This window comes from Succinivibrio dextrinosolvens DSM 3072 (genome assembly GCF_900167015.1).
GTDB classification, from domain to species: Bacteria; Pseudomonadota; Gammaproteobacteria; order Enterobacterales; family Succinivibrionaceae; genus Succinivibrio; species Succinivibrio dextrinosolvens.
On the sequence record NZ_FUXX01000027.1, the window covers coordinates 1 to 13,208 of the forward strand.

The 13,208-nt window shown below is 39.8% G+C and carries 9 protein-coding genes; 6 read left to right on the top strand and 3 right to left on the bottom strand.

Translation table 11 applies throughout. The annotated features are described in order from the left end of the window. Positions 1-362: 362 nt before the first annotated feature. Positions 363-2,918 (bottom strand): penicillin-binding protein 1B, encoded by a 2,556-nt coding sequence (mrcB, locus tag B5D46_RS07860; RefSeq protein WP_078928991.1) that lies wholly within the window; start codon positions 2,916-2,918, stop codon positions 363-365. A 518-nt stretch (positions 2,919-3,436) separates the two neighbouring features. On the opposite strand from mrcB, the gene dksA reads away from it, so the two are divergent. From dksA to ychF, 6 genes are all read left to right on the top strand, one after another. After that, positions 3,437-3,898 (top strand): RNA polymerase-binding protein DksA, encoded by a 462-nt coding sequence (gene dksA, locus B5D46_RS07865; RefSeq protein ID WP_051639601.1) that lies wholly within the window; start codon positions 3,437-3,439, stop codon positions 3,896-3,898. A 61-nt stretch (positions 3,899-3,959) separates the two neighbouring features. Further along, positions 3,960-4,829, top strand: a complete 870-nt coding sequence (gluQRS, locus tag B5D46_RS07870; protein WP_078928992.1) for a tRNA glutamyl-Q(34) synthetase GluQRS — start codon at positions 3,960-3,962, stop codon at positions 4,827-4,829. 325 nt (positions 4,830-5,154) lie between these two features. After that, on the top strand, positions 5,155-6,603 hold the full coding sequence (gene pcnB / locus B5D46_RS07875) for a polynucleotide adenylyltransferase PcnB (protein ID WP_159443060.1): 1,449 nt from the start codon (positions 5,155-5,157) through the stop codon (positions 6,601-6,603). Beyond that, a complete protein-coding gene (gene folK / locus B5D46_RS07880) occupies positions 6,600-7,094 on the top strand; it encodes a 2-amino-4-hydroxy-6-hydroxymethyldihydropteridine diphosphokinase (RefSeq protein ID WP_078928994.1) in 495 nt (164 codons plus the stop codon). The genes pcnB and folK overlap by 4 nt, the downstream gene beginning before the upstream one ends. Beyond that, a complete protein-coding gene (gene pth / locus B5D46_RS07885; protein WP_031492506.1) occupies positions 7,087-7,683 on the top strand; it encodes an aminoacyl-tRNA hydrolase in 597 nt (198 codons plus the stop codon). The genes folK and pth overlap by 8 nt, the downstream gene beginning before the upstream one ends. A 9-nt stretch (positions 7,684-7,692) precedes the next feature. Continuing rightward, entirely contained in the window at positions 7,693-8,787 is a 1,095-nt protein-coding gene (gene ychF, locus B5D46_RS07890; RefSeq protein WP_074942573.1) for a redox-regulated ATPase YchF, read from the top strand. A gap of 77 nt (positions 8,788-8,864) precedes the next feature. Here the strand turns inward: ychF and B5D46_RS07895 are convergent, their stop codons facing one another. Further along, positions 8,865-9,788 carry a flagellin N-terminal helical domain-containing protein gene (locus B5D46_RS07895; RefSeq protein WP_078928995.1) on the bottom strand — a complete coding sequence of 308 codons (924 nt, stop codon included), beginning with the start codon at positions 9,786-9,788 and terminating at the stop codon, positions 8,865-8,867. 283 nt (positions 9,789-10,071) lie between these two features. Further along, the gene (locus tag B5D46_RS07900) at positions 10,072-13,200 is read right to left on the bottom strand and encodes an efflux RND transporter permease subunit (protein ID WP_078928996.1); all 3,129 of its coding nucleotides are present in this window, start codon (positions 13,198-13,200) and stop codon (positions 10,072-10,074) included. Positions 13,201-13,208 lie beyond the last annotated feature (8 nt).

Here is a 13,208-nt window from a genome sequence, read left to right on the forward strand (position 1 = left end):
CTCGGCTGACTTCTTGTCATTCGTTGTTACTACGGTTCCCCGCTGACAAGACCTCCTCAGGTAAGAACATTATCTTTCACTCCATCTATCCGCCATCTTTACACACTAGGTTCCGTCTAATTATTGGACTTTGAGTTAATTTGCACTCTTATCCACCTAGTTCGCCTATAGATGATTTCTGTTCGTCGGACCAGAGATTTGCTATCCACTGCTTTCAGCTATCACGTCACCGTAACCACCTTGTGGATTTGCTAAGTCTTCCCATTAGCGGGCGACTTCGGGACTTGCACCCTATAGATAATGCTCATGCTGAGCACACAAATTAGAACCTCCATCTTCGATGGAGGTTTTAGACAAATCACCTAAGGTCTATATGGTACAGGCTGGGGACCTGAAACCACAGGAACAGACTCAACATCAATAGTGCAGTTTTGATCTACGTACTTGATCTTATCCAGTCTTGCAGGAAGAGAGGTCAGACCAGGAAGCATACATCCCTCGCCTACAATATTTCCCTCTTTGTTAAAGTTAACAAACTGAACACCTTCAGGACGTTTAAGCTCAAGAGAATTTACACCGCGCTCCTTTAGGAACTGACCGTATACTCTCATTGCACCTGATGAGCCAAACAGGCCGGTTGACTTGTTATCATCAAATCCAACCCATGTAGCAACAACCTGATCAGAATCAATTCCGACTGTCCAGGTATCACGACTGTCATTGGTAGTACCAGTCTTGGTTGCAATGGTAACATTTGGGAACATGTTGCCGATTCTGCGTCCGGTACCAATCTTAGTAGCCTCGGTCATAACATACATTGTCAGGTATGAGTCCTTAGGATCAATGGTTGGATCTCCCCTATTGTCCTCACGTTCATAAACAATCTTACCGTCCTTTACTACAGTTCTTAAGGTTGTCAGATCTTTGTATTGACCTTCTGTAGCAAGACTTGTATACATCTGTGTAACTTCGAATGGAGTTAACTCAATAGTTCCAAGCAGCATTGAAGGGTAAATCTGTCTCTCCACCTTTTCCTTATCAAGACCGATATTAAGTAGAGTTTCTCTTACATGATTCAAACCTACTCTCATACCGATTTTAACGGTAGGAATATTCATGGAACGAGCCATTGCTACATATGTAGGAATAGGACCGATAAATCTGTTGTTATCATTGTGAGGCTGCCAGATTTTTCCATCTGCAAGTCTAACCTTGATAGGAGCATCATTGATCAGGGTTCCAAGGTGGATTCCATTATGGAATGCAGTCAAATAAACAAATGGCTTAATAATAGAACCAACCTGACGGCGACCTTCCATAACTCGGTTGAAGCCTGCATACTGAGGAGTTCTACTTCCAACCACAGCTGAAACCTCTGCAGTACGCCATGAGCTTACAACCATTGCAGCTTCCATGCCCTTACGTCCAGTCTCTCTTTCAATGGTATTAAGCTCATTCTGAACTGCATTTTCTGCAGACTGCTGAGCCTGAGGGTCAAGACTTGTAAAGATCTTGATACCGTTACCAGACAGGAAGTCAGGACCGAACTTTGTAGAGATTTCCTTTTTCAGAACACCCATGAATGCAGGAGTCTTAGAGTAGTTCATTGAACCTCTCTTTATAACGCCAAGAGGTCTTGATGAATACTGAACATACTCTGTATCGGAAATAAATCCTCTCTTTTTCAGAACAGACAGAACAACATTACGTCTTTCAAGAGCCTGCTCAGGATGTCTCCAAGGATCATAGTATGATGGACCTTTAATAATACCTACAAGCAGAGCCATCTGATCCTGAGTCAGCTCTGAAATAGGTACACCAAAGTAGAAATAGGAAGCCAGACCGAATCCATAAATGCCTGCAGCACCGTTCTGACCTAAATAGATTTCATTCAGGTAAGCTTCCAGAATCTGATCTTTGGTATATCTGTGATTCATAATCAGAGCCATAATGACTTCTTTAATCTTACGGCTATAGCTCTTTTCAGAATTTAAGAAGTAATTCTTAACCAGCTGCTGGGTAATAGTTGAACCACCTTCAACCACAGAATGTGCCATTGTATTTTTAACAAATGCTCTGGCAATAGCCATGAAATTAACGCCCAAGTTGGTTCTGAATGAGCGATCCTCAATTTCAAGCAGAGTATCAATAAGAGCAGGAGGTACTTCCTGGAGCTGGATAAAGATACGGTCTTCCTTTGGATCGATTCTGTTTATACGGTCAAGTAAAACAGGATCCATTCTGATGTAGCCTAATTCCTCTTTGGTATCAGCATTTAATATCTGAGAAATTCTCTTGCCGTTGAATTCCACCATAATGGAAATCTTGCCTTCGGACACATCAGGGAAATCAAATGGTCTACGAATAATAACCACTCTGCCGAGTTTTTCATTTACCGCATATTCGCCTGGATGCTGAGGATTAGGAACCTTACGGTACTTAAGTAAGGATAGCTCATACTGCATCTGCTTTAATGAAAGCTTCTGATCCGGATAAAGCTCAAGCGGTCTTGAATAAACAACAGCAGGCAGAACCCACTTGTCATCAACACCGAATTTAGAAAGAACCACAGAATCAAAATAAACAAACAGCAGTGCCAGAACAACAAATCCGGCAGCAAAAACCTTTAATGAAAACAGAGTGAGCTTTTTCTTTAAAGGCTTTTTGTTTTTTAGTTCATCAAAGTTCTTATTATGTTTTTTCTGATTATTGTTCTTTTCGTGGTTATTCCGATTACCGCCGTCATCAGATTTTTTGTTAGAGATACGCTCGTCTGAATACAGTTCCTCATTTACAAGAGAAGGATCAAATTCAGGCTCAATCTTGTCACTTTCAAAGCTATCTTCTGCCTGTTTTCTATCTTCATCATCCAGAGCAGAAAGACCAGAAAGGTATGGGTTATCTTTATCGTTGTTCATAAATAGTTAGAAATGGAATTCCACCAGTTAAAGAAAGGAAAAATCCTCTCTTAAATATAGAAAAAAACTTTTAGTCCAATGTCTCGACCGTAACCTTTATTTATATATGAAGGTTTATATAAAGCTACATGCCATTCTTATTCTAAAAGGGCATTTAAAGCATGAGACATTACAAAAATGCCAATGTTACTCCCTAAAAATTTGTGTTCAATTATAACAGCATCTGCAAATACGGCAATTTATTATTCACCATAAGGGGGAGAATAGAATTTGAATGCCTAACAAAAAAATGTCAAAAACGCTACACCTATCAATGATTTTGACATATTTATTTCACTTATTATGTCCTACTTCAAATATTGAATATCTAATCTTGCTACAATCAAAATATTAAAGCATAATTGCTAACTCAAAAGATGAGGAATCTTTTATAAACAAAAACATCAAAAAAAATATTTATTGATACTTAATATAGATGCTGTGTTTTTGGGCAGTGATTAAGTTAAGGAAGAAGAATTATGGCTGACAATGAAAAGACTGCAGTGGCAATCGACTCCATGGGCCCTTTAGCTATCGCCGGTGTAGAACCATACCAAGAACAACCAGGCGAAGAATACATGAACGAAAAGCAGAAAGAACATTTCAGAAAGATTCTTACTGCATGGAGAAACCAGCTTCGTTCAGAAGTTGATCGTACTGTTGACCACATGAAGAGTGAGGCAGCAAATTTCCCTGATCCTCTGGACAGAGCAACTCAGGAAGAAGAATTTGCCTTAGAGTTACGTGCACGTGACAGAGAAAGAAAGCTTATCAAAAAGATTGATAAGACTTTAACCAAACTGGATAACGATGATTACGGCTATTGTGATCACTGTGGTTCAGAGATTGGAATCAAGAGACTAGAAGCTCGTCCAACTGCTGATTTATGTGTTGACTGCAAAGCTTTAGCTGAAATCAAAGAAAAGCAGTTAGAAGGTTAATAACAATCCTCAAAACAGATTTACACATCTTAAGGTGGCCTAGTGCCACCTATTTTCGTTTATGGCTGAATATATAGGAAGATTTGCTCCATCCCCAAGCGGAAGACTTCATTTTGGTTCGCTTGTAGCCGCTCTTGGCTCTTATGCCGTTGCAAAACACAAAAATGGAAAAATACTCTTACGAATTGAGGATCTGGATTTTTTCAGATGCAAAAAAGAGTACACCTCAATCATTCTAAAAGAGCTTGACGAATTCGGATTTGTATTTGATGGAGAGCCATACATTCAGTCAGAACATACCGATGTCTATTACAGGGTTGCCAAAAAGCTTGTAGAGGAAGACAAGGCTTTTTACTGCAACTGCACAAGAAGTCATTTAAAAACAGGTGTATGTCACTGTCGTGAAAAAGGGTTAAAAGAAAACGCTCAGGATAATCTTGCCCTACGCTTCATCATTCCATCTACCCATCAGAATTCTTTTGAAGATGAAATTTACGGAGTAATAAGCTCACCTGTAACAGTAGACGCACTGACTCTTATCAGACGTGATAAGGTAATTTCCTACAATCTTGCCTGCGTTGTTGATGATATTCATCAGGGGGTAACTCAGGTTGTAAGAGGTTCCGACCTTATCGATATCACAACTACTCAAATGTGTCTTTACAATGCTTTAGATACAGAATGTATTTCCTATCTTCATCTGCCGCTGGCCATGGCAGACGAAACATATAAGCTATCAAAACAGAACCGTTCTCCAGCAGTTCTAGATCAGGGACCACCATCTCAGATGCTTATTAAAGCACTGGCTTTTCTTAATCAGGATATCTCTGGATTGAATCCTCAGATGACACCTAAGGTTATTCTGAATAAGGCTCTTGATAATTTTGAAATTCAGAAAATACCTGTAGGAAAAAAGGTTATCGAAGCTTAGGCTTTATTATTTACTTCCTGTTTTTTTAAGAGATATCAAAGCAGTTATGTCTGATACCAGAGACAAACTATTGTACATAACCGTTTGTAATTAAAGATTTTTATTTAAGATTGCAAGAAATAATACTAATTTCGCACATGTTTTGCACAACCTTATAAATCTAATCTACATCACAAATTAATATTTACAGTTTAAAAATGATATAATGCGCGTGTTTGTTTGATTTAGGAGAAGAAAAATTATAACACCTTTAGATTCGCTCGATACAGCAAGCCTTAAGAGCAGTAAAGCACTTGTAAAAAAACACGGCTCATCAAAACTAGTAGTGAGCACAGATGATCTTTGCATAAATCTCAATGAGATATCCAGTTATGCGATGCGTGTTGTTGCTACCCTGCAGAAACATCATTATGAGGCTTATCTTGTAGGTGGATGCATCAGAGATCTTCTTTTAGGAAAGAAGCCAAAGGATTTTGATGTATCAACTAATGCAACTCCAGAACAAATCAGACAGATCTTTATTTCAAATTCAAGAATCATCGGCAGAAGATTCAAAATCGTTCACGTCCTGCAGGGCAAAGAAATCATTGAAGTCACAACCTTCAGAAGTAATCAGTCAGCACCTGCAAAACAGCGTTCAGGAAGAACCAGAGTCAAGGCAGAGTCTGGAATGCTGATTCGTGACAATGTTTATGGAAAGAACATTATTGAAGATTCTCAGAGACGTGATTTCACTATCAACGCGCTGTATCTCGATCCTGTAAAGAAGGTTATATACGACTTCAACGGAGGTCTGTACGACATGCAGCAGGGAGTCATCGATATTATCGGTGATCCTGAGACACGTTACAGCGAAGATCCTGTACGTATGATTCGCGCACTAAGATTCTGTGCAAAGCTTGGCTTTAAGATTTCAAGAAGAACTCTTTCTCCAATCAAAAAGATGGCTTCAAATCTGAGCGCAGTTTCCAATGCCCGTATGTTTGAGGAAGTCAACAAGCTGTTTTTGACCGGCCATGGACTTCAGACATTCAGAACCTTACGCAAATACGATATCTTTAAGCTACTGTTTCCTTCAGCAGCAGAACTTTTAGATAATCAGAATTACATCAACTTTGTTGAATATGCTCTGAGCAGTTCAGACAAGAGATATATGGAAGACAAGAGGAACATGCCTCACTTCCTGTATGCTGTAATTTTATGGGCAGTTTTCCAGAAGAGAATGTTCATCTGCAATCAGACCTATAACAGTGCTGTTGTTCTTGTTCCTCAGAACAAGCTAATCAGCGGTCTTTTAAATGATATTATCGCTGAGCAGAATAAAATTACTGATATGCCTATGGCCGTTGCTGACAGTATCCGCTCACTGTGGAGAATGCAGCTAACCCTTGACGATATTGAGAATAACAATATCGATGAGATTGCAGCGCGCAATATTTTCAGAGCTTCATATGATTTCCTTGAGCTAAGAGGTAAGTTTGAACCTTACTTAAAGACGGCTATCGATTTCTGGAATCCTTACTACATCAAGAGCAAGGAACTTGCTGATAAGAGAAAGGCAAGAAAAGAAGAGAGTTTTGGAAGAAAAGCTCGTAAAAAAGAGAAGCTTGCTGCTAAGAAAAAAGCCTATGAGGATAAACTGGCAGCTAAGAAGAGCCGTAAAAAAGCCAATACAGAGTCTTTCGATGATGAGGCAAACCTTTCTGCAAAGAGAAAGAAACAGCTTGAAAAGGCTAGAGCATGGCGAGCAGCTATGCACCTGGATGTAAAATGACCCTAGCTGTTTTATCCTTAGGTTCGAATTTAGGTGATAGTCAAAAGATTTTAAAAGACGCTGTTTCTGACATCAAAAACATAGAAGGAATCAGCGACTTTAAGTTGTCCCCTTTTTATAAGACAAAACCCGTCGGCTATATGGATCAGGATGATTTTGTAAATCTTGCCTGTTCATTTGAAACAACTTTAGAGCCATTAGATCTTCTCCATAACATGCAGGCTTTAGAGCAGAAATATAAAAGGGTCAGATTATTTAAAAACGGTCCAAGAACACTGGATATTGATCTGATTGTCTACGGGGATCTGGTTCTTAATACACAGGAGCTTACTGTTCCTCATCCAAGAATGCATGAAAGAGCATTCGTTCTTGCGCCTCTTAAGGATATTGAACCGAATTTAACTGTAAGTACCTTTAACACAACTGTTCAGGAACTTTACGAACAGCTTGATGATAAAGAAAAAAATGATGTGGAAATTATAAATGGCTAAAGATACCGTTTCTATAAAGCTTATTGTTGGACTTGGCAATCCAGGTTCTCAGTATGAACATACCCGTCATAACATTGGTGTGGATTTCTTATATCTTCTGGGCAGAAAGTACAACATTGACTTAAGACCAGAAGGAAAATTCCAGGGACTATTAGGACGTGGAACTATTCACGGTAATGAGGTCAGACTTCTCTTCCCTACTACATACATGAATGAGTCAGGAAGAAGTGTGGCTGCACTGTGCAATTTCTACAAAATACAGCCTGAAGAGATTTTAGTCTGCCACGATGATCTTGATTTGAATCCTGGTTTCATGAAACTTAAATTTGCAGGCGGTCTTGCAGGTCATAACGGACTTCGCAGTATTACAGCCAATCTGTCAAACTCTCAGAACTATTACAGACTGAGACTTGGTATCGGTAAACCACCTTCAAAAGAAGTTATCAACTGGGTTCTGGGCAGACCAGATACAAACGATCAGATTCTTATTGATAATGCATATGAAACAGCTTTGGATGCAATTGATAAATTATTCACTGACGGCATCTCAAAAGCTACAGCATTAGTTAACGGATATAAGCCTAATTAGGAGAGTAAAATGGGTTTTAAATGCGGTATTGTTGGACTTCCAAATGTTGGTAAGTCAACCTTGTTCAACGCTCTTACAAAAGCAGGTATTGCAGCAGAAAACTTTCCATTCTGCACCATTGAGCCAAACACTGGTATCGTTCCTGTACCTGATCCTCGTTTAGATGCTATTTCTGAAATTGTAAAACCACAGAAGATTGTTCCAACATCAATGGAATTCGTTGATATTGCAGGTCTGGTTAAGGGTGCATCAAAAGGTGAGGGTCTTGGTAACCAGTTTCTAATGAATATTCGCGAAACTGATGCTATTGCTCACGTTGTTCGCTGCTTTGATGATGAGAATGTTATCCACGTTGCAGGTCAGGTTGATCCTGTGGCTGATATCGATGTTATCAACACCGAGCTTGCACTAAGTGATCTTGATATCTGTGATAAGGCACTTCAGCGTTTAGAGAAGAGAGCAAGAACCGGAGGAGATAAGGAAGCTTTAGCTCAGGTAATCGCTCTTGAGAAGTGTAAACCAGCTCTTGAGCAGGGAAAAATGCTGCGCAGTGTTGATTTCACAGAAGCTGACAGACTTGCTCTTCGCAACTTCAGCTTCCTGACCATCAAGCCAGTAATGTACATTGCCAACGTATCAGAAGATGGTTTTACCAACAATCCATACCTTGATGCTGTTGAGAAGCTAGCCAAGGAAGAGAAGTCAATCGTAGTTCCAGTATCTGCTGCTATTGAGGCAGATCTTGCTTCTATGGAAGAAGAGGATAGAAAGGAATTCATGGATAGCTTAGGTCTTGAAGAGCCAGGTCTAAACCGTGTTATCCGCGCAGGCTACAAGTTATTAGGTCTGCAGACCTTCTTCACCGCAGGTCCAAAGGAAGTTAGAGCATGGACAGTTAAGGTTGGAGCAACCGCACCTCAGGCTGCAGGTAAGATTCACTCTGACTTTGAAAGAGGCTTCATTAGAGCTCAGACCATCAGCTACGATGATTTCATCAAGTACAAGGGTGAAAGCGGAGCTAAGGAAGCAGGTAAACTACGTTCAGAAGGAAAGGATTACATCGTTCAGGATGGAGATCTGTTCGAGTTCCTGTTCAACGTTTAATCCCTACACAAAAATGCAGCATCTTCTTTTTAGAGGATGCTGCAAAAATGGCTTCAATATATAAATTTAAATTCCTATCACTGCAGTAGAGCTAAAGCCATCTTTGGTTTAGCATTAGCCTGAGACTGCATAGCTACAGTAGCCTTTTCCAGAATACTCTGAGTTACCATATTAGATACTTCCTCAGCATAATCCGTATCACGAATTCTTGACTGAGCATCTGCAATATTCACTGCAATATTACTCTGGTTGCTGATTGTAGATTCAAGTCTGTTCTGAACTGCGCCCATTTCTGCCCTGCTTGAATCAACATATGACATCATTGAATCAAGAGCACTAATAGCACTTTCAGCATCAGCCTGTGATGAAATGCTTAAGGTCTGACGGGTATTACCAGCTGCATCAGTTGTTGACTGAACATTTGCATTAAATGAATCACCGTAGGAATTTCCTGCAGCATCTCCATTCTGAGCAACACGTATCATATCCTGCATTCTGAATCCATCATCAAGAACCGTTGTTAAGGTATCGCCTGAATTTGGACCAACATGCAAGGTCACATCACCATCACTGGTTGAAGCACCGTTAAGTACAGCCTGACCATTATAGGTTGTATTTTCAGCTGTAAAATCAATAGAAGCAGCTAACTCATCAAATTCAGTCTGAAGAGCCTGTCTGTCAGAATCAGACAGTGTTCCGTTTGAAGCCTGAACAGCTAGAGTTCTCATTCTCTCTAATGATGAGGTTGTTTCCTGAAGTGCGCCTTCACTAACCTGGAACAGCGCAATACCGTCATTAGCATTTCTATTTGCCTGATATAAACCACTTAACTGACTGGAAAGTCTGTCAGAAATCAATAACCCAGCAGCATCATCTTTTGCGGAGTTTATTCTATTTCCTGAAGCTAATTTCTCTAGGATTGAATTTAGCTTGTTGGATGTTTTATTCAGGTTGTTAACACCTTGTAAGGCACTGGTATTTGTTACCGTTGATATTGCCATATAAGGTCCCTCCTTTAGACTGTTGGGTAACACAAAAAAAAGCTTAAATTTACCCTTCTAACTGTTAACGTCCTGAAAACCTTTAAACTTTAATTATTAAGTTCTTGAAAATCAATTAGTTAAAAACCATGTTGTAAAATTAGATAGACATCACATTACAAGAAAAGCAAAGCCATTCTGCTCATAAAAAACAGATTTTTTTCAAGCTGAAAGGAAGACATTAAGAAAAAATAAAGGCTGAATAATTAATCCAGCCCTTATTCTAATCACCATGAATATTTATTTATGCGTGTTTTCTTTTTGAGAACTTCTCCTGAACAGTCTGAACAATAATGAAGAATACAGGTGTGATCAGGATAAGAGCAACAATACCGAGTACCATACCGCCAACAACGCTGACCCCCAGTGACCTGTTACCGTTTGCACCAACACCGTGAGCTGCTACCAGAGGAAGCAGACCTACAACCATACAGATAGATGTCATTAGAATAGGTCTCAAACGAACCTTAGCAGCATAGATTGCGGATTCTACAATACTCTTTCCTTTCTTATGCTCCTCTGATGCAAACTCAGTCAGCAGAATTGCAGTTTTGGCAATCAGACCAATCAGCATAATCAGACCGGTCTGCATATAGATGTTGTTTTCAACTCCCATGATCTGAGCAAAGATGAATGAGCCTAACAGAGCACTTGGGATAGAAAGCATAACTGCAAACGGAATCAGCAGACTTTCGTACAGAGAACTTAAGATCAGGAATATGAAGATCAGACACATTGAATAAATAATAATGGTAGTGCTACCAGATGAAGCCTCATCTCTAGTCATTCCACTATATTCAAAGCTATATCCCTGAGGGAGAACTTCCTTGGCAACCTTTTCAACAGCCTTAATGCCCTCACCTGTACTGTAGCCTTCATTCAAAGATACGTTAACAGAAATTGATGAGAACAAATTAAAGCGATTCAGAAGTTCAGGTCCATAAACACGCTCTAAAGACATGAACTGAACAATAGGCAGCATTTCACCTTTATTATTTCGAACAAATATTGATGAAAAGGCACCTTCATCAAGACGATTATCTGTACGAGCCTGAATCATAACTTTATATTTCTTCGAATACAGATTAACATCCGATGAATAACCACCACCAATGTACAGAGCAATGGTGTTTAATACATCTGAAGGAGAAACGCCCATACGAATACATTTAGGAGCATCAACTTCAAGTTTAAACTGAGGGAATCTTGGGTCAAAAGTGGTAATGGCACTCATGACCGCAGGTTCTTTTTCCATGGCAGCATTAAACTGTGAGGTTACCTTAAACAGATTGGCAATATTACCACCAGTTCTGTCCTGAATTGATAAAGTCAGACCGTTAGATGTACCGTATCCAGGAATCATTGGAGGAGAAAAGGCAAATACCATAGCGCTGGTAATATCGCTGGTTCTTTTCATAATTTCATAAATTACGGCATCCTTACTGTTTTCTGCACCCGGACGTTCCTCCCAATTCTTAAGTTTAATAATGAAGGTACCACCAGATGAAGACTGAGCTCCACCGATCAGGTTGTAACCACTGATATTGGTCAGAAGATCAATCTGAGGAAGATCCTGTATTCTCTGCTGAACCTCATCCATACTCTTTTTGGTCTGATTTAAGGTATAACCAGGAGAAGTTACAACCGCAACGAACACAGTACCAGTATCTTCGTCAGGGATTAAACCTGTTTTGGTATTGAACATCAGAAGACTCATCATACCCAGAGATACTACAAGAATTATTCCTGCAATTATCTTCTTGCCGATGATGACTTTCAGCAATACCAGATATTTTTCAGTTAGCTTTTCGAAGGCCGTATCAAAAGCCACATGGAAACGATATGAAAAGCCCTTCTGATTCTCAGGATTATCATAATCTGTAGCTTTCATAAACAGAGCACATAGAGCAGGACTCAGAGTAAGTGCATTTACAGCAGAGATACCCACTGCTACCGCCATGGTTACACCAAACTGAGTATAGAATGTTCCTGAGGTACCGCCCATAAAGCATACAGGAACAAATACAGACATAAATACCAGAGAGGTGGTAACAATAGCAGATGAAATGCCTTTCATTGCATCCACTGTTGCATCGTACGGATCACTACAACCTCCTTCGAACTTGGCCTGAACCGCTTCAACCACCACAATCGCATCATCCACCACGGTTCCGATAACCAGGATCAGAGCAAAAAGCGTCAGAAGATTTATACTGAATCCAGCAACATAGATAAATGCGAAGGTTGCAATCAGAGACACAATGATGGAAATCATAGGAATAACCGTTGAACGGATACTCTGCAGGAAGATATAAACCACAATAATAACGAGGAATATAGCTTCAACCAGAGTTTCTATAACTTCATCAATAGAGGCATCCAAAAAGTCCTTGGCACTGAACAGATCTACAAGATAAACACCTCTAGGAAGATCTTTTCTAATTCTATCCTCAAGATCATTTAGCTTCAGAATAATATCATTAGCGTTTGAACCTGCTGCCTGCATAACCATAAAGGTCGAACCGGAAAAACCTTTAACCTTGTTGCTGTAAGAATAGCTTTCAGCACCGAGCTCAATGGAGGCAACATCCTTAAGACGTAAAACATTTCCGTTAGGAAGAGATTTAATAACCAGATTTCCAAACTGCTCAGGAGTTTCATAGCGGCCACGATACTTTAGAGCATAAAGGAAAGTATTATCAGAATCACTACCCAGAGTACCTGTAGCGGCTTCTATATTCTGTTCAGATAACACCTTAGAGATGTCAGATGGGACAACCTTGTACTCAACCATTTTCTGAGAATCAAGCCAGATTCTCATGGCATAGTTATTACCAAGAACGGTAACACCACCTACTCCGCTGATTCTCTTAATTTCAGGGACAACATTGATATTCAGATAGTTAGATAAAAAGGTTTCATCATAAGCCTTCTCTGTTGAATAAATACAGATAATCTTAAGCTGACCTGCCTGCTGTTTTTCTGTGGTAACACCGTTAGATATTACATCCGCCGGCAATGACGACTGCGCCTTGGCAACTCTGTTCTGAACATTAACTGCTGCCATATCGGCATCAACGCCCTGCTTGAAATAAACCTGAATTGTGGCAGAACCGGAGTTGGTTGCAGTTGAGGTCATATAGAGCATATCCTCAACACCGTTAATTGCTTCCTCAAGAGGAATAATAACGGTCTTCTGTACAGTATCAGCATTGGCACCTGTATAATTTGCAGTTACAGATACCGTTGGAGGAGCAATATCAGGATACTGCTCAATAGGAAGAACGGTGATACTTACAAAGCCCAAAAGCACCATCAGAAAAGATATACAGGTGGCGAGAACCGGACGATCAATAAAAAACTTTGCTGACATAGAAGTTC